The sequence below is a fragment of the Isachenkonia alkalipeptolytica genome (assembly GCF_009910325.1).
GTDB classification, from domain to species: domain Bacteria; phylum Bacillota; class Clostridia; order Peptostreptococcales; family T1SED10-28; genus Isachenkonia; species Isachenkonia alkalipeptolytica.
The window spans coordinates 303,740-321,708 of the sequence record NZ_SUMG01000002.1 but is presented as its reverse complement, the minus strand read 5'-3'; the positions used below and the strand labels follow the sequence as shown (position 1 = coordinate 321,708).

Annotated in this window: 14 protein-coding genes and 1 riboswitch; all 14 genes read left to right on the top strand. The window is 46.3% G+C overall.

Going from position 1 to position 17,969, the window contains the following annotated elements; translation table 11 throughout:
- The first annotated feature begins 9 nt into the window (after positions 1–9).
- The 14 genes from ISALK_RS03245 (at position 10) to ISALK_RS03180 (ending at position 17,787) form a co-directional block, all read left to right on the top strand.
- Positions 10–1,335, top strand: a complete 1,326-nt coding sequence (locus ISALK_RS03245) for an anti-sigma-I factor RsgI family protein (protein ID WP_160718977.1) — start codon at positions 10–12, stop codon at positions 1,333–1,335.
- 181 nt (positions 1,336–1,516) lie between these two features.
- A complete protein-coding gene (locus ISALK_RS03240) occupies positions 1,517–2,893 on the top strand; it encodes a YcdB/YcdC domain-containing protein (protein ID WP_160718975.1) in 1,377 nt (458 codons plus the stop codon).
- A 63-nt stretch (positions 2,894–2,956) separates the two neighbouring features.
- Entirely contained in the window at positions 2,957–3,838 is an 882-nt protein-coding gene (locus ISALK_RS03235; RefSeq protein WP_160718973.1) for a DNA-3-methyladenine glycosylase family protein, read from the top strand.
- An 88-nt stretch (positions 3,839–3,926) separates the two neighbouring features.
- Complete coding sequence (locus ISALK_RS03230) at positions 3,927–4,607, top strand: DUF554 domain-containing protein (RefSeq protein WP_160718971.1); 681 nt, start codon at positions 3,927–3,929, stop codon at positions 4,605–4,607.
- Between the two features lie 398 nt (positions 4,608–5,005).
- On the top strand, positions 5,006–5,290 hold the full coding sequence (gene groES / locus ISALK_RS03225; RefSeq protein WP_160718969.1) for a co-chaperone GroES: 285 nt from the start codon (positions 5,006–5,008) through the stop codon (positions 5,288–5,290).
- 83 nt (positions 5,291–5,373) lie between these two features.
- A complete protein-coding gene (groL, locus tag ISALK_RS03220; protein ID WP_160718967.1) occupies positions 5,374–7,011 on the top strand; it encodes a chaperonin GroEL in 1,638 nt (545 codons plus the stop codon).
- A 524-nt stretch (positions 7,012–7,535) separates the two neighbouring features.
- Positions 7,536–7,901: an FMN-binding protein gene (locus tag ISALK_RS03215; protein WP_160718965.1), complete on the top strand. Its 366-nt coding sequence runs from the start codon at positions 7,536–7,538 to the stop codon at positions 7,899–7,901.
- A 1,070-nt stretch (positions 7,902–8,971) separates the two neighbouring features.
- The gene (locus tag ISALK_RS03210) at positions 8,972–10,072 is read left to right on the top strand and encodes an aldo/keto reductase (protein WP_160718963.1); all 1,101 of its coding nucleotides are present in this window, start codon (positions 8,972–8,974) and stop codon (positions 10,070–10,072) included.
- A gap of 58 nt (positions 10,073–10,130) precedes the next feature.
- Positions 10,131–10,334, top strand: coding sequence for a hypothetical protein (locus ISALK_RS03205; RefSeq protein WP_160718961.1), 204 nt, complete (start codon positions 10,131–10,133; stop codon positions 10,332–10,334).
- 113 nt (positions 10,335–10,447) lie between these two features.
- A riboswitch (purine riboswitch) is annotated at positions 10,448–10,549 on the top strand.
- A 255-nt stretch (positions 10,550–10,804) separates the two neighbouring features.
- Positions 10,805–12,262 carry an IMP dehydrogenase gene (gene guaB, locus ISALK_RS03200; protein WP_160718959.1) on the top strand — a complete coding sequence of 486 codons (1,458 nt, stop codon included), beginning with the start codon at positions 10,805–10,807 and terminating at the stop codon, positions 12,260–12,262.
- Between the two features lie 259 nt (positions 12,263–12,521).
- The gene (gene guaA / locus ISALK_RS03195; RefSeq protein ID WP_306770687.1) at positions 12,522–14,054 is read left to right on the top strand and encodes a glutamine-hydrolyzing GMP synthase; all 1,533 of its coding nucleotides are present in this window, start codon (positions 12,522–12,524) and stop codon (positions 14,052–14,054) included.
- 301 nt (positions 14,055–14,355) lie between these two features.
- Complete coding sequence (locus ISALK_RS03190; RefSeq protein WP_160718955.1) at positions 14,356–14,850, top strand: arsinothricin resistance N-acetyltransferase ArsN1 family A; 495 nt, start codon at positions 14,356–14,358, stop codon at positions 14,848–14,850.
- 39 nt (positions 14,851–14,889) lie between these two features.
- A complete protein-coding gene (locus tag ISALK_RS03185) occupies positions 14,890–17,271 on the top strand; it encodes a putative bifunctional diguanylate cyclase/phosphodiesterase (protein ID WP_160718953.1) in 2,382 nt (793 codons plus the stop codon).
- Between the two features lie 54 nt (positions 17,272–17,325).
- On the top strand, positions 17,326–17,787 hold the full coding sequence (locus ISALK_RS03180) for an SdpI family protein (protein WP_160718951.1): 462 nt from the start codon (positions 17,326–17,328) through the stop codon (positions 17,785–17,787).
- Positions 17,788–17,969: the final 182 nt, after the last annotated feature.

Below are 17,969 nucleotides of genomic sequence, written 5' to 3'. Positions count from 1 at the left end.
GGGAGAAAAGTGAAAAAAGCTTATGTAATGGAAGTAAAGGAAGATCATTTACTAGTGATGACCGAAGAGCAACGGTTTGTAAGACTCCGGAAAAAAGCCGGGGTGGATGCGGGAGAGGAAATTTTATTCGCCGAGAGCCAAGTTCTGGACATCCCGAAAGCAAACAGCAGAGGAGAGAATATTATGAAGAAAATCAAACAGGTAAAGCCTATGGGCATTGCTGCAGCCATGGTGCTGCTATTAGTCCTGTCGATCTTTGCTATAACCGGCGGAGAGACGGAAGTACAGTACTTATTAGGCTTCGATGTTAACCCCGGCATACAAATTGAAGTCGGGGAAAATGAAGAGGTTTTACGGGTCGATGCCATGAATGAAGAGGCGAAAAGTTTGGAAGTGGAAGCCTTGGAAGGAGAATCTTTGGAAGTATTTTTAGAAGAGCTTCTGGTAAAGTTGGAAGCACAGGGCCACTTAAACAGTGAAACCGCCCAGGTCATGCTTTCCTACGCAGATTTACTGGAAGACGATGTTGCCTCCGAGGACTTTGTGGATCGGGTCACAGCCCAGATGGAAGAGTATTTTGCAGAGAAGAACATGAATGTGGAAATCAACATGCTTTTAGTCGATGAAGAAAACTATGAAAACGCCCGTATCGCCGGCATCACCCTTGGAAAGTTCCAGCTGATTCAAGAGATTGAACGCCGGGGTGCCACCGAGGATCCCGGGGAGGAACCGGAAGGGAAAGAAACCGAGGGAACCGAGGAAGCCGCCGAGGAATCCGTGGATGAAGCCGGGGAAGAGGGAGACGACATCACCATCGACACGGAGAAGTACCAGGATACGCCGGTTCGGGAACTATTAAAGCATCCCGTATTTGAACGGCATCCCAGGGATCGAAACAAAGAAGAGGGTGAACACCCCGTCTTTGACGTACATCCGAGAGACTGGAATAAGGAAGACGGAGACAAGCCCCATCCGGTATTCGACGAGCATCCGGGCAACCGGGGAAATGACCAGGATGAAAACGGTGAAGACGTGGATGGAGAAAATGGACAAGACCCGGAAGAAGGACGGGACGAAGAACGGGGACATCCGGTATTTGAAGAGCATCCGAGAGACCGAAACAAAGAGGACGGAGAACATCCCGTATTCGATGAACATCCGAGAGATCGAAGTAAGGATGAAGACCGGGATTCCGATGAGGGTTCCGGAGACAATGATTCCGGCGACGGGGAAAATGAGAACGGGGAGTCGGATCAAAGTCGAGGTACCGACGAAAAACGGGAGCATCCCGTATTTGATAATCATCCCGGAAGTCGGGGCAATGAAAGTTCCTAAAACCCTCTAACGGGTAAATCGGGAAAAAAAAGTAGGGGTAAAAAATCCGAAATAAAAATGCTTAGATAAGCGAAATACCAACGGTCCTTTAGCCAATACCAAGACTAAAGGACCATTTTGATGCAGAAAAAAATTCTCTTTTTTCACGATTTATGCTATGATATTAACGAGGTGAGAAATCGTGAAAAGATATGGAATAATTGGACTGATTGTTATGGTCTTAATAAGTGTCAGCATGAATTTTTATCAATATGGAGAAATCAGAAAAGCAGAGTCTCAGCTAACCGTTGTAAACAACCGGGTGCTGGATAATATTGAACAGTACGCCCGCTGGAGCATCCGGTTCCTTGATGAGATCCAGGGAATGAGGGAGTCGGAAAATTCTGAGAGTATGAGCGAGACCACTTTTCGGCATTTGGAAAGCTCTCTGGAGGATCTGGTGGAGTACTATGCCTATTTTGTGGATTTACGCTTGGAAGAATTCGGCGAGGAAGGGGTATGTACCCAGTCTCTGGAGAGTCTACGAAGCATACGAAACGTAGTAAAGCAAAATTTGCAGGAAAAATTTGAAATGAATGAATTCCGATATACCGCCAATGACTACGTGTTTTTGCAGGAACTTGAAGAGGTTTTGGAAACCTTCTTATCCAGCATGTACCGAATTTCAGAAGCCAATGAAAATCAACTGGTCATAGAAATTCCCGGTGAGGAACAGGAAAATCTGCTGAAGATTTCAGAGGATTTGATGGAATTGGCCTCCCGTTACCGCCATGGTACTTTAGTAGAAAACGAAGAGGATTTGCTAAGTGAAGAGGAGGCAGAGGCTTACTTATTGGAACTTGCGGGCAACTGGATGGATCCAAAGAATTTGGAGGAAGGGGAAATTGACGGACCTCACCACCGAAATGGGATCACCCATTATGCCTTAGAGACCGAGGGACTGCTATTATGGATCGATGGAAAATCCGGAAACCTTCGATATTTAGAGTATTCCCCCGAAGGCGGAGAGGGAATGGATACGGAAATTACCCGAAGGCAAGCTTTGGAAATTGCCAGGGAATTTTACCGGGAATTCCAGGAAACCACCTATGAAGACTTGAAAGAGGAGATCTTTGTCTATAATCAAGAGGATAACGGTGAGACGGTTTACGGTTTTCGTTTTACCCCCATGGACAGGGGAATAAGATTATCCAGTGATGCTTTTGAAGTTAATGTGGGAGCCGGTAGCCAAGAGATAACCCGCTATCGAAACCAGTTTGATGAAACCCCGATAAACATTGATGCCAGAGGAAACCTAGCCATGCTGGAAATTTCCGAGGGTGAGGAGAAGGAAAATACTCCCTTATCTGCAGAGCGCATTAAGGAAGTGCATGAAGAGAGTTTTCCAACCATGGAGTATCGGGGAAGAGCGGTTATTCGAAATTATTATACGGAATTTCAGCCCCGGGTGGTAAAGGTGTTTTTTGAAGAAATTGAAGGACAGCGGGCGGCCTTGTATTTCGATGAATATACGGGACGGGAACTGGATCGGGGCTATTATCCCTATGAGCCGTTTTAGGGCATTTCTTTTGGGGGAAGTCGGTCACGATTAAGCCATGAGAAAAGAAAGGATGAGGGGTCGATGAAGGGTCTAAACTTGATAGAGAAAGGATCCCGGGTGGAAGTTCTAAATCTTTCCTCTTTCAATCCCCGGGATATCTTCCGCTGTGGCCAGGCCTTTCGCTGGGAGGAAAAAGAAGATAATCGCTTTCTCCTTACCGCCTGTCAGCGGGTGATTGAAGTGGAAAAATCAGGGGACCGGATCCTTTTTCATAACACCGATCTTCGGGATTTTGAAAGAATCTGGTGGGACTATTTTGATCTGGATACGGATTACGAAAGAATACAGAAACGACTGATTCGCCGGGATCCGGTGATGGAAGAGGCGGTGACATTCGGTCGGGGGATACGAATCCTAAAGCAGGAGCCCTTTGAGACGTTGATTTCCTTTATCATTTCCTCGAACAACAACATTAAAAGAATTAAGGGCTCCGTGGAGGGCCTGGCAAGAAAATACGGAGAAGTGATTCAGCGCTACGACGGAAAGCTACACTACGCCTTTCCTACCCCCGGGGCCTTAAGTAGCGCCACCCTGGAAGAGTTAAAGTTGCTGGGCCTCGGCTACCGGGCCCGGTACGTAAAGGATACGGCGGAACAGGTGTCGAAGAATCCGGGAATCCTCGACACCATGATCGGGAAAAAACGCCGGGAATGCTTAGCCGGGGTCACCGGATTCTCCGGCGTGGGACCGAAGGTGGGAAACTGCGTTGTGTTCTTTTCCATGGGAAAACGGGAGGCCTTTCCCGTGGATGTTTGGGTAAAGCGTATGATGGAGGCCTTATATTTTCAACAGGATAAGCCGGCGAAGGAAATTGAAGACTTTGCCATGAAAAAATTCGGAAAAGATGCGGGGTATGCCCAACAGTATCTTTTTTATTATGCCCGGGAAAAAGGCATCAAATAGGAAGGGCAAATCCCAAAAGAATGGATAGAAAAAACAGTCGCTGAATCGGATGAAATCTGATTCAGCTTGAAGGAAGAGGGGATTACATATGTTAGGAACCATTGTCAACGCACTGGCTATTGTCATCGGCGGGGTTTTAGGCGTCCTGCTGAAAAAAAGTATCGGAGAAGGCTATAAGGATACGATCATGAAAGCCATCGGCCTAGGGGTATTGATCATCGGATTTAAGGAAGCCCTGGCTACAGGGAACGTCCTGCTGCTGATGATCGCCGTGATTATCGGAAGCCTTGTGGGGGAAGCTTTGGAGTTGGAAAAAAGGCTACAGGGCCTGGGAGATTTTATTCAGCGACGGATGGGAAGCAGCGAGAGCACCTTTACCAAAGGGTTCGTCACCGCCAGCGTAGTGTACTGTGTCGGGGCTCTGGCCATTATCGGCTCTTTGCAAAGCGGTCTTATGGGGGATCACACCACCCTTTTCACCAAATCTATTTTGGACGGCATCTCCTCCATTATTTTCGCCTCCACCCTGGGCATCGGCGTGGCCTTTTCCGCGGTGCCCGTGTTTTTATACCAGGGGGCCATCACCCTGTTGGCAGGAGTTGTGGAACCCTTGATGACGGACGCCGTGGTGCAGGAAATCTCCGCCATCGGCGGTCTGTTGATCATCGGCATCGGATTTAATATTTTGGAAATCAAAAAATTTCCCGTGGCCAATATGCTCCCCGCCATTATCGTACCGGTAATCGCCGGTGTGCTGGGCTTCCTATAGAAGAAGTGAAAGCGGATGAAAACGGATGACAGCGGGACGGGATGACAGCGGGACGGAGTTTTTGTCATCAAAGAAAGATGACAAAAACTCCGTCCCGCTGTCATCAAAACTCCCGTCCCGCTGTCATCCTCGCTGTCATCCCGTCATCTCTTTTTTTTTGCTCGAAAATCCCTGGCAACCGGTTTGAAAATAAACCTTGGAAAAGAAAATTTGATGAAAATCGAAGGAATAAATAAAATAAGAAAGAAATTAAGCGAAATCAAAAGGTAATCCGCTTTAATCGCAGTTGAAGGGAAGGTTCCTTTTAGATACTATGGTACTTGTAATTAGCACTCGTTATAAGTGAGTGCTAACAAACCCGAAAAATAAAAAAAGTATATAAAGAGGAGGTTATAACAATGAAGATCAAGCCATTAGGTGACCGAGTGGTAATTAAAAAAGTTGAACCTGAAGAGAAAACCAAAAGCGGAATTGTACTGCCAAACAGTGCCAAGGAGCAGCCGCAAATGGCCGAGGTATTGGAAGTAGGCCCCGGAGGAATGGTTGAAGGAAAAGAAGTGACCATGGAAGTGAAAAAAGGGGATCGGGTAATTTTCTCCAAGTATGCGGGCAATGAAGTGAAACTTGACGGTGAAGAATACACGATTTTAAAGCAAAGTGATATTTTAGCGATTGTAGAATAAAGAATCCCTAATCGAATAAAACAGGATCGAAGACATCAGGAGGGAATAGCAACAGGATCAAAAATCAAAAGGAGGTTTCAGTTATGGCTAAAGAAATTAAATTTCGAGAAGAATCCAGAAGAGCATTAGAGCGAGGGGTAAACAAACTGGCGGACACCCTGAAGGTAACCTTAGGACCGAAGGGTAGAAACGTAGTTTTAGATAAAAAGTACGGATCCCCGTTAATTACCAATGACGGAGTAACCATTGCAAGAGAGATCGAACTGGAAGATGTATATGAAAACATGGGTGCCCAGTTGGTAAAGGAAGTATCCACAAAGACCAACGATGTTGCGGGAGACGGTACTACTACAGCGACCCTGATCGCCCAGGCCATCATTCGAGAAGGACTGAAAAACGTTGCGGCGGGAGCCAATCCCATGATCGTGAAAAAAGGGATCTACAAAGCCGTAGAGCTTGCGGTGGAAGAGTTGCAAAAGATTTCTAAGCCCATTGATTCTAAGGAAGCTACCGCCCAGGTAGGGGCCATCTCCGCAGCGGATGATGAAATCGGTGAATTAATTGCGGATGCCATGGATAAAGTAGGAAAAGACGGGGTCATCACCGTGGAAGAATCCAAATCCATGGGTACGAATTTATCCGTCGTGGAAGGTATGGAATTTGATCGAGGTTACTTATCCCCTTACATGGTTACGGATACGGAAAAAATGGAAGCGGTATACAACGACGCTTATATCCTAATCACCGACCGAAAGATCAACAATGTGCAGGACATCCTTCCCCTATTGGAAGAAATCGTGCAACAGGGAAGAAAGCTGTTAATCATTGCCGAGGATATTGAAGGGGAAGCCTTAGCAACCTTAGTAGTAAATAAAATCCGAGGAACTTTTGAGTGTGTGGCTGTGAAAGCCCCAGGATTCGGAGACCGAAGAAAAGCGATGCTAGAAGACATTGCTACCTTAACCGGCGGTACCGTAATCTCAGAAGAGCTTGGCTATGAACTGAAAGAAGCCACTGTGGATATGATGGGTCGAGCAAGAACCATCAAAGTGGATAAGGACAATACCACCATTGTGGAAGGTCAAGGAGACGAATCCGTGATTGCTGACCGGGTAAATCAACTGAAAAAGCAAATTGAGGATACGGACTCCGACTTTGATAAAGAAAAACTTCAGGAAAGACTGGCAAAGATCTCCGGAGGCGTAGCGGTAATCGAAGTAGGTGCCGCCACGGAAACGGAATTGAAAGAACGCAAGCTTCGAATCGAAGACGCCTTAAACGCCACCCGGGCAGCAGTGGAAGAAGGTATTGTATCCGGTGGAGGCGTGGCACTGGTAAATGTGATCCCTGCCATTGAAAAGCTCATCGAAGAAACCGAAGGGGACGAGCGAACCGGTATGAAAATTATTCGAAGAGCGTTAGAAGAGCCTCTACGACAAATCGCCGAAAATGCCGGATTAGAAGGTTCCGTAATCGTAAACAAAGTGATGACTTCTGAAACCGGTATCGGATTCGATGCCCTAAACGAAACCTACACCGACATGATTGATGCAGGAATCGTGGATCCCACAAAAGTAACCCGATCCGCACTGCAAAACGCAGCATCCATCTCCGCTATGCTTCTTACCACCGAAGCCGCAGTAGCGGATATGGAAGAAGAAAGCGACGCTCCTGCCGGCGGCGGCATGGGCGGTGGCATGGGCGGCATGCCAATGATGTAAGATGACAGCGGGACGGAGTTTCTGTCATCTTTCGCAAAATCTCTATACCAAAGGGGACGGAGGCGTTTGATACATCGGTACCCCAAGGAAGGACAAGAGGGTACGAAGGCATTTTAACTATCCGTTCCATTATATAAAGATTGGCAGGGGGAGAAGTCCCTTGCCAGTCTTTTTTATGGGAAATATAACACTTGAAATCACAATCGCCGCCTCGACCAACCCAGATCGGTGACAGCGGCAAAAACAAAGGACCTTGGTTAAGGCGTATCAGGGCCTCCGGCCATGGGCCTCTGAGGCAGAACCCTCCGTGATGGTATCCAGCGCTGGCCGATAATCGGCGAGGAGAATAGGTATATAGGCTAAGTGAAAATTGGAAAGCATTGTGTTATAATTTACAGAGACACTCAGATGATAATTGATGTTAAATAAGTATGATTGTTGTTTAATCAATCAATCTTCGGGTATATATTCAGATGTTAGAGATTTAGTCAGAGTCTAGAGGGATTAACTAAGGAGGAATAAAAATGAACAGGAAAATAGTTTTGATTGCAGTATTATTGGTAGGAGTATTGTCTTTTGTAGCCTGCGGCGAAGAAGCCGAAGGGGATGCAAACGGCATGTACGGTGATGGAACCTATAACGGCACCGCTGAAGGTTACGGTGGCGAACTGGAAGTGGAAGTAACCATTGATAACGACGAAATAACCGGAATTGAAGTAGTCTCTCACAGTGAAACCGAAGGATTAGGAGACCAAGCCTTTGATGACGTGATCGACCAGATTATCGAAAACCAAAGCACGGAAGATGTAGAAGCGGTAAGTGGAGCCACTGAAAGTAGTGACGCAGTGGTAGATGCAGTGGATAATGCTTTAGAAGAAGCCAGAGAATAGTAAAGCCCAGGAAATTCAGGGCTTAAGCCTTGGATTGCTGTAAACAAAAAGGGGTACTTTCACCAAGCTTTAGGACTTAAGATGTATTTTGATGAATGAGCAAAAAAAGTTTGAAATACCCCTTGCTTAATATCTGAATATTTGCTATACTTTGATTAAGGAGATGGGGAAGAGCCCTTTCTCCTTTAACAACCTTCTTCATTTGGAAGTCGCTTTTGATTCAACGCTTTTGATTTACCGCAGTAAGTTTTTAAGAATTAGGATAACGGTTAAAGAATCAAGTTTCACCATTCTGTAACTTGTGTCGAAGTTTTTAGAAACACATGCAGTAAAAGAAAGTGAAAAGAAGAAAGGTTCAAAGAAACACCGTATCAAAGTAGTACAAGTAGTACAAGTAGTACAAGTAGTACAAGTAGTACAAGTAGTACAAGTAGTACAAGTAGTACAAGTAGTACAAGTAGTACAAGTAGTACAAGTAGTACGGGTAGTGCAGATGAGTTTCAGTAAATCCTATGGAGAGGCCGACTTCCGTAAGCGGCATATCGATGATATAGGTAGAAGCCATCAATGGTAAAGCAAGACATCTACCACAGGGGTGGAGATGAGCTAGCACCAAAGAAAAAATGTAGTAAATCCAGAAGTAAAGTGAGGTACGATTATTTGAATCAAGTAGAAATTAGCAACACCGGGCAAGACCAAGACTTCACAAATGAAGAAGGGATACACCTTTGATCGGATAGTTGATAGAACGTTTATCGATTATCCGATCAATATTTTTTTGCTCCGAGGCAGGGAGCCGTGGACAGGGAATCTTTGGAAGGAAATTCTTTCTGCAGTCTAAACATTCGCCGCTGGAAATGTTATAATATGTTACATAAGAAAAAAATTTATAGAAGATCGCAAAAGAAGATTGCAAAAGAAGACCGCAAAAGAAGACCGCAAAAGAAGACCGCAAAAGAAGACCGCAAAAGAAGACCGCAAAAGAAGATCGCAAAAGAAGATCGCAAGAGAAGATTGCAAAAGAAGTTCGCAAAAATGCACTGGAAAGAAAAACAGAAGGAGGGAAAGCTATGCAGTATCGTGAATACGGAAAAACAGGAAAAAAGCTTTCGGTGGTTGGTTTCGGCGGCATGCGTTTTGGAAAAGATGAGGATTACGCCCAGGAAGTGGTCCATCGAGCCAATGAATTAGGTGTAAACTATTTTGATACCGCTCCTTTTTACTGTGACGACCGCAGTGAGATTATCTTCGGAAAAGCTTTTCGAAATATGCCCAAGGATTTTTATGTTTCCACGAAAAGCTCCTTAAGCGCGGATCCCACCGGAGACGATGTGCGAAGGAGAATTGAAACCTCCCTGAAAAGACTGGGAAGAGATAAGATTGACTTTTTCCATATGTGGTGTATTAAGGACTTAGAACAGTACCGGGGGGTAATGGCACCGGGAGGGCCCTACGAAGGGGCGTTAAAAGCCAAGGAAGAGGGCCTGCTTGAGCACCTGGTGTTTTCCACCCACTGCAAAGGGGAAGACATCCGAACCATTGTGGAGGAAGATCATTTTGAAGGGGTTCTTCTCGGATATAACGTTTCCAACTATCCCTTTCGTCAGGAAGGGGTAAACGCTGCCATAGAGAAAAACGCGGGGGTGGTAACCATGAATCCCCTTGGGGGAGGACTGATTCCTGAACATCGAAAGTTTTTCGATTTTATTCGGGAAAATGATCAGGAAACCGTGAATCAGGCGGCCCTTCGCTTTATTTTAGCCCAGGAAGGGATTACCCTGGCCATCCCGGGCATGGGAACCATTGAAGAGGTGGAGGAAAATGTAGCCGTAGGGGACTTTGACCTGAAGGTTTCCCCGAAGAAGCTAAAGGAGATTGAGGAAAATATTACCGACAGTATGAACACCCTTTGCACCACCTGCGGCTACTGTTTAAAATGTCCTCAGGATATTAAAATCCATAAGTATCTGGAGAGCTATAATTTAAAATTATTGAAGGACGAAGAGGAGATGAAAAAGCGCCTGAAGATGCTGAAGGATTCGGGAAGGCTGAAGGAAGAGGATGCAAAGCCCGGAGACTGTATTGCCTGCGGCATCTGTGAAGACCTGTGTACCCAGAAACTCCCCATCATTCAGCGGCTGAAGGAGCTGGACCAGATCGGGATGCTGTAAAATCCTGTAAAGTGGTGTTGATATATAATCATTCAATATTCTAAAGGAGGATTCTTATATGCCCACAGAAGTAAATCAAGTACAGATTAATGGAAAGGAACTGACCTGCCCTGTATGTGACGGGAAGGAGTTCTGGAAAAGACGTACTCTGATGAACACCCCGGGAGCCAGCTTTATGGGCTTTGACTGGGCCAACAAAGAGGCGACGAATTTTGTCTGTAATGACTGCGGTTATGTATTCTGGTTTCTCAAAGATCACTAAAAAAGAAAGGTAAATAATTTATTAACAAAAAAACACAAAAAAGTGTTTAAAGATTCCTTCGATGGGTAATAAAAAGCCTTGACAAGGATGTAGGCCTCTGTTACTCTGTTTAATAACAATTTAAAAGAACCGCTCATATAAATTCGATAATATGGATCGAGAGTTTCTACCGAATGACCGTAAATCATTCGACTATGGGTGAATTTATCTACGGGAGTAAGTGGGGTTGTACAAAGCATTTTGCTGTGCGATTCTGCTGAAAAATATTAAAGCGTATATAATTTCACTCTGTTACAGGAGGGAAACTATATACGTTTTTTTAATGTTAGTTTTTTTACTGTTAGTATTTTTATTGTTATTACTGTTATTATTTTTACTATTACTAACTGTTTGGAATGGTTGGCAGATTGATGTCTACTGTTTGTTAAAAGAAGTTTAATAGAGGATCAACTAAAGGAGGCCGCTGAGTAATGGAAGAAAAAATTGTAAAAGAGGGAATCACCTTTGATGATGTGTTACTGATTCCGAATAAATCGGAAGTACTGCCGAAGGACGTGGAGACGAAAACCCGTCTGACAAAAAAAATCAGCTTGAATATCCCCTTGATGAGTGCGGGAATGGATACGGTTACGGAAGGGAAAATGGCGATATCCATGGCTCGTGAAGGCGGGGTGGGCATTATTCATAAGAATATGTCCATTGAGGAACAAGCCCTGGAGGTGGACAAAGTCAAGCGAAGCGAACACGGGGTGATTGTGGATCCCTTTTACCTGTCGCCGGACCATAAGATAGCCGATGCCTTGGAATTAATGGAGCGGTACCATATCAGCGGAGTGCCGATCACCACCGAAGGAAAACTTGTGGGAATTCTTACGAATCGGGACACGCGCTTTGAATTGGATCATGACCGGAAAATTCATGAGGTAATGACCAAGGATCCTTTGGTTACCGCCCGGGAAGGGATCACCATGGATGAAGCCCAGCAAATTCTGATGAAGCATAAAATCGAAAAACTTCCTATTGTGGACGGGGAGTACAATTTAAAGGGACTTATTACCATTAAGGATATTGAAAAAGCCATTAAATACCCCAACTCCGCCAAGGATGAGGGAGGACGACTGTTGGCGGGAGCCGCCGTGGGGATTACCGGAGATTTGATGGATCGAGTGGAGGCCCTTCACCGGGCAAAGGTTGACGTTATTGTGTTGGATACCGCCCATGGACATTCCAAAGGGGTGATGGAAGCCCTTCGAAAAATCAAAAGTGCCTATCCGGAGCTCCAGGTTATTGCAGGAAACGTGGCCACCGGTCAAGCGACCAAAGAGCTGATCGAAGCCGGCGCCGACTGCGTAAAAGTGGGCATCGGTCCCGGATCCATTTGTACCACCCGGGTGGTGGCTGGCATCGGAATGCCTCAAATGACTGCGGTGTATGATTGTGCCAAGGCCGCTAAGGAATATGATGTGCCGGTAATCGCCGACGGGGGAATTAAATATTCGGGAGAGATCCCCAAAGCCGTTGCCGCCGGAGCCAGTGTGATTATGATCGGATCCCTGTTTGCGGGAGTGGAGGAGAGTCCCGGGGAAACCGTAATCTATAAAGGGCGAAGCTTTAAGACCTATCGCGGGATGGGCTCTATCTCGGCGATGAAAAAAGGCAGTAAGGACCGGTACTTCCAGGAGGAGAATAAAAAGCTCGTTCCGGAAGGGGTGGAAGGAAAAGTTCCCTATAAAGGCGAGTTGAAGGAAACCGTCCATCAATTGATCGGCGGCCTGCGGGCCGGTATGGGGTACTGCGGTGCGGCGACCATTAAGGATCTCCAGGAAAACGGCCGTTTTGTAAAGATTACCGGAGCAGGTCTTCGGGAAAGTCATCCCCATGATATTATGATTACTAAGGAAGCTCCCAACTACAGCGTTGGTGAATAAATTACCTTTGGCCGAGAGGGACCCCCTCGGCCCCCCTATTTTTTTTGTGAAATTTTATCGATGAAAAGCACGGGAAGCTCGTATAGTTTGGATAAATCAAAAAAACGTAAACTGCAGTGAAAAAACAGTGGAAAAAATGATACAATAAATAAAATGATACAATAAATAAAATGATACAATAATTAAAATGATACAATAATTAAAATGATACAATAAATAAAGAATCTAAAAGAATCTATAGATAGAGAGGATGAAGAAGTTGGAAAAGGAAAAAATACTGATACTGGATTTTGGTGGTCAATACAACCAATTAATAGCCCGGCGGGTACGGGAGCAAAACGTGTACTGCGAAGTGGTGCCCTTTCACCTGTCCTTAGAGGAAATTGAAAAAAAAGAGGCCACGGGAATTATTTTAACCGGAGGCCCCAGCAGCGTTTACGCCGAGGGAGCCCCGGCCTGCAATCCCGCAATTTTTGATCTGGATATTCCGATTCTGGGCATCTGCTACGGCGGACAGCTCATGGCCCACCATTTCGACGGAAAGGTCAGTAAGTCGGAAAAACGGGAGTACGGAAAGGCAGCCCTGAAGATGAAGGCGGGATCCCCCATCTTTAAAGGGATTCCCGAGGATGTCAACTGCTGGATGAGTCATACGGATTTCATTGAACGGGCCCCGGAGAACTTTACCGTAAGCGCCTCTACGGAAAGCTGCCCCGTGGCGGCTATGGAAAATCGGGAGAGAAAGCTGTACGCCCTGCAGTTCCACCCGGAGGTGGAGCATTCCCAAATGGGAAAGGAAATGATTCGAAACTTCCTTTATGAAGTGGCGGGGGCCAAGGGCACCTGGACCACGGAGAATTACATCGAAGAGGAAGTGGCCCGTATTCGGGAAAAGGCCGCGGGGAAAAAAGTCCTCTGCGCCCTGTCGGGAGGGGTGGACTCCTCCGTGGCGGCGGCCCTGGTACACAAGGCCATCGGCGACGACCTGACCTGCGTGTTTGTGGACCACGGCCTTCTTCGAAAGGATGAAGGGGACTGGGTGGAAAAGATCTTTAAGGATCAGTTCAAGATGAACTTTATCCGGGTCAATGCCGAGGAGCGGTTTCTGAGCAAGTTAAAAGGCGTATCGGACCCCGAGAAAAAACGGAAAATTATCGGCAATGAATTTATTTATTTATTTCAGGAGGAAGCGATTAAAATCGGCGAGATCGATTACCTGGTACAGGGCACCTTGTATCCCGATATTATCGAGAGCGGTACCGACACCGCCTCCACGATCAAATCCCACCACAATGTGGGGGGGCTCCCCAAAGATATGACTTTCGGTCTGATCGAACCTTTTAAGTATCTCTTTAAGGATGAAGTCCGAAACGTGGGAGAGGAGCTGGGCCTTCCCGATGAAATCGTCTGGCGTCAGCCTTTCCCGGGACCGGGCCTTGCCGTACGGGTGCTTGGAGAGGTCACCGAGGAAAAACTCCATATTGTACGGGAAGCGGACCATATTGTACGGGAAGAGATTAAAAAAGCCGGTCTTGCCCGGGATATCTGGCAGTACTTTGCCGTACTCCCCGGGATTCAAAGTGTGGGAGTTATGGGGGATGAACGAACCTATGCCCACACCGTGGGGATTCGGGCCATTACCAGCTCCGATGCCATGACCGCTGACTGGGCGAAAATCCCCCATGAGGTCCTGGACACCATGTCCAGAAGAATCGTGAATGAAGTGGAAGACGTCAACCGAATTGTGTATGATATCACCTCTAAGCCACCGGCTACCGTGGAGTGGGAATAAAAAAAGGCACAGAATTTTTGGTGTCTGTGGATAAAAACATAAAAGTTTGGGTCTCTGCTCTATTCAGAGACGCAAGCTTTTTTTTCGTCCTTCTCCCCGTTGAAACCCGGGTGTGAAAAGAAAAACAAAGACTTTTTAACTATAATTCCCCGGGAACACTGGAAAAATAATTGAATAAAGCATATAATAATGGGAATGATAAAAGAATCAAAAGAATGTATGGGCACTTTGAAAAGAAAAACCGAAGCAGGATATTATTGTTCAGGATATTGTTCAGGCTAAAAAAGAAATGAGGTAAACCATGAAAATAGAAGTGAAAGAATGCACCCCAGGGGATATGAAACGGATCACCGCCATCTATAATGAGGGCATTGAAGATCGGGAGGCAACCCTGGAGCAGGAGGAAAAAACCATAGAAGAGGTAGAAGCGTGGATTATGGACAAAGGCCCCCGACACAAAACCTTGGTGGCGAAAAATGATGAGGGACTGATTTTAGGCTTCGCCACCCTAAATGTCTTTAATCCCCGACCCTGTTATGACGGGGTGGCGGACTTTTCCATTTACATCAAGCGCAGTTATCGGGGGCAGGGGATCGGACGATGCCTTCTTCGGGAACTGGAAAAAACCGCAAAGGAGCAGGGCTTTTACAAGCTGGTGCTGAGTACCCCGGACCATAATGAAAACAGTAAAAAACTCTATCAAAAAGCAGGTTTCACCCTGGTGGGAACCTATAAGAATCAAGGAAGAATTGACGGACGATGGGTGGATATTACGATTATGGAAAAAATGCTGTAATATCATGTTGTAATACCATAAGCGAGAAGAGGTGATTAGATGAACCAAACCTTTTCTCCCGGGGAAGACCGAACCTCGGGAGCGAAACAATTATTGGAAGGGGGCAGCCAACAAAAGGTTATGACCCTGGGATTACTGGTGGTTTTATTCGGAATTTATATCCTATCCCTAGGGGGGAATCAAGCCTTGGTCAGTGATGTGGTGTCGCCGATTTTCGCCTTCGCCGCGGCGGCGGTTATCTATCGGGGCCAAAACAAACGGCGGGATACGGTGTATCTATGGCTAGCCTTCTTTGCCATCACCTGGGGCATTGCGGATGTCCTGTGGCTGATTACTGAGCATTTCCTGGGTGTGGATCCGATTACTTCCGAGGCAGTAACCCTTATGTATGTTATTCCCGGCGTATTTCTAATAGCCATGGTCAGCATGCTTTATTACACCCATGTGGGTAGATGGAATCGTTACCAGCTGCTGCTGGATGTTTTGGTGGCGGCGTCCATCGTTTTTGCCCTGGCATGGAACTTAATGGGGCGGACGATGGTAATTCCAGAAATTGCAGCGGGAAGGGCTGTGAGCATGGGGATTTATCATTTGGCGGATATGTATGTGGTGGCGGGAATGGTCATCCTGCATCTATCCTCTCGAAGCAAACGGGACAATCCCGGGGAGTTGTGGATCCTGGCCGGGGTACTGTTGTTCAGCGGCAGCAATTTTTATTTCAGTTATCTGTACATAAACGGAAGTTACATACCCAACAGCTTGGTGGATGTTTTCTTTTTTCTGCCCCTGCTGGCCTTTTCCCTGGGAGCTCTTTATGAAAAACCCCGAAGGGAAGAAACCGAGGGGAGCCCTTATGAACTGCCGGAGAATGTGGGGCGTAAGGGAGGCGTGAAATTCCTTATTGTGGCTCTGCTGGTACTGTGGTACCTGGAGGCCATCGGCTTGCATGCCTTTGTTACATTAACCCTGCTGTTGCTTTTTCACAGATTTTTCACCTCCTATATCCAACTGTCCATTAAAAATGAGTGCCTTTTATACAAGGAACAGGAAAACAACCGGACCCTGGAGAAGAAAATAGAAAAGAAAACCCGGGACCTGCAACGGGCAAAGGATATTTTAGAGGACTTTTCCTATCGGGATAAGCTGACGGGGCTTCGAAACCGGAGGAGCTTTGTGGAAGATATAGATCGACTGATCGAAGAGGAGGATCCTCCCTTTGCTTTGTTTTATATGGATTTGGACCGCTTTAAGTTTATCAACGATGCCCATGGCCACGAAATCGGAGACCGGGTATTAAAGCATATCAGTCAGCAGCTGCTTACGGGATGTCAGGAAGAGGGGGGCCTTTTTCGAATTGGAGGGGATGAGTTTGCCGTCGTCCTTTCGGAAAGCTACTCAAAAGATCAGTTGGAATCCATCGCAAAGGAAATAATCAAGAAGGTGCAAAAGCCCATTGAAATTCCTCCCTACACCTTTTATGTGGGAATCAGCATCGGCATTGCCCGGTACCCAACGGATGCCCTGAATCGGGAGGATCTAATGAAATACGGGGATATGACCATGTACCGGGCGAAAAATCATCATACGAAAAAGGGGTACCTGTTCTTTAACGAAGGGCTGCATCAGGAAATGGAAAAGAAACACCGCATTGAGATGATGCTCAAAAGCGCGGATTACGACCGGGAGTTTTATCTGGTCTTTCAACCCCAGTACCGGATTGAGGATCGGAAAATGATCGGGCTGGAAGCCCTTCTTCGCTGGCAGCAGCCGGAGACGGGAAATATTTCCCCCGGGGATTTTATCCCCATTGCCGAGGAGACGGGGCAGATCATCTCTATTGGAGCCTGGGTGATGGACCGGGCCTTAGAGGAGATCAAAATCTTCAATGAAAAGCACGATACCAATTTAAAAATGGCCATAAACGTATCTCCGGTGCAAATTCAGAATATGGATTTTCTTTCCTGGATGGAGGAGAAGCTCGAGGAAAAAAAAGCACATCCCTACTGGGTGGATATCGAGATTACGGAAGGGGCAACGATCCACGGGGATTTTTCCATGGAGGAGATTTTCGTGGGGCTTGCAAAACTCGGCATCAGCGCTTCCATTGACGACTTTGGTACCGGGTATTCCTCTCTCAGCTATATTAAGCGGTATCATATTGACCGTTTGAAGATTGCCAAGGAACTGATTGATCATATCACCGAGGATGAGAACTCCCGACTGATCATCCGGGCGATCACCATGATGGCCGGGGGGATGGGTTTAAAAACCATCGCCGAAGGAGTGGAGGAAACCTGTCAGTTAAAGATTCTAGAGGAAATGGGCTGTGATGAAATCCAGGGCTATCTATGGGGAAGACCGAATTCCATGGCTCAAGTGGAAAAGGAAAACGTGGTCATTCAAAAGGTCGCGGAGCATTGACAAAGGCTACAGAAAGCACGGACAATCAATCGAAATCATCCGGGAGGGTTTTATATGGAACGGGGCCAAATTATTTTTGATTTTGTAATACCGATATTGCTGATTATTTTCGGAGCTTATTTTGAGAGAAATCCGGTAAAAAAAGGGGCGGTGATTTTCGGCCATCGAACCCGGCGCTCCAAGCAGTCGGAGGAGGCGTGGGATTATGCCAATAGAAGAATGGGGCCTCTTTGGAAGAAGTGGGGGGCGATACTCTTTGTAATCATTGCCCTTAGTTACGTTATCAATCCCCTGGCGGGGCGGGATTTGAATTACCTTCACTTTATTCTCGGCGTCATTTTTGTATTCATACCCACTTTTATTATTGAAGGAGAGCTGAAAAGACAGTTTGGAGATCCCGATAGGGAGCAAAAACCGGTACAGGGTCTTCGGGATAATAAAAAGGTGAAAAAACAGAAAAAATCGGATAAGAAAAAGTCCAACAATAAGTCCAACAATAAGTCTTCAAAGAAATAAAGAAGCCCTCGGGGGGCCTGTTGAAAAACAGGGTCTCCCGGGGGTTTTTCTGTTAACAAAGCATACATGGATCCAAGCCTTAAGCGTCGGGTGTTGCCGCAACCGGTATCAAAACGTATGGCAAGCACGGTTAGAAACGCTGCTTCAGACCCGGTTAGAAACGCTGCTTCAGACCCGGTTAG

Coding starts and splice junctions, on each gene's coding strand:
- ISALK_RS03235 (WP_160718973.1), top strand. CDS start 2,957: ATGAAGGGTCTAAACTTGATAGAGAAAGGATCCCGGGTGGAAGTTCTA.
- ISALK_RS03230 (WP_160718971.1), top strand. CDS start 3,927: ATGTTAGGAACCATTGTCAACGCACTGGCTATTGTCATCGGCGGGGTT.
- groES (WP_160718969.1), top strand. CDS start 5,006: ATGAAGATCAAGCCATTAGGTGACCGAGTGGTAATTAAAAAAGTTGAA.
- groL (WP_160718967.1), top strand. CDS start 5,374: ATGGCTAAAGAAATTAAATTTCGAGAAGAATCCAGAAGAGCATTAGAG.
- ISALK_RS03215 (WP_160718965.1), top strand. CDS start 7,536: ATGAACAGGAAAATAGTTTTGATTGCAGTATTATTGGTAGGAGTATTG.
- ISALK_RS03210 (WP_160718963.1), top strand. CDS start 8,972: ATGCAGTATCGTGAATACGGAAAAACAGGAAAAAAGCTTTCGGTGGTT.
- ISALK_RS03205 (WP_160718961.1), top strand. CDS start 10,131: ATGCCCACAGAAGTAAATCAAGTACAGATTAATGGAAAGGAACTGACC.
- guaB (WP_160718959.1), top strand. CDS start 10,805: ATGGAAGAAAAAATTGTAAAAGAGGGAATCACCTTTGATGATGTGTTA.
- ISALK_RS03190 (WP_160718955.1), top strand. CDS start 14,356: ATGAAAATAGAAGTGAAAGAATGCACCCCAGGGGATATGAAACGGATC.
- ISALK_RS03185 (WP_160718953.1), top strand. CDS start 14,890: ATGAACCAAACCTTTTCTCCCGGGGAAGACCGAACCTCGGGAGCGAAA.
- ISALK_RS03180 (WP_160718951.1), top strand. CDS start 17,326: ATGGAACGGGGCCAAATTATTTTTGATTTTGTAATACCGATATTGCTG.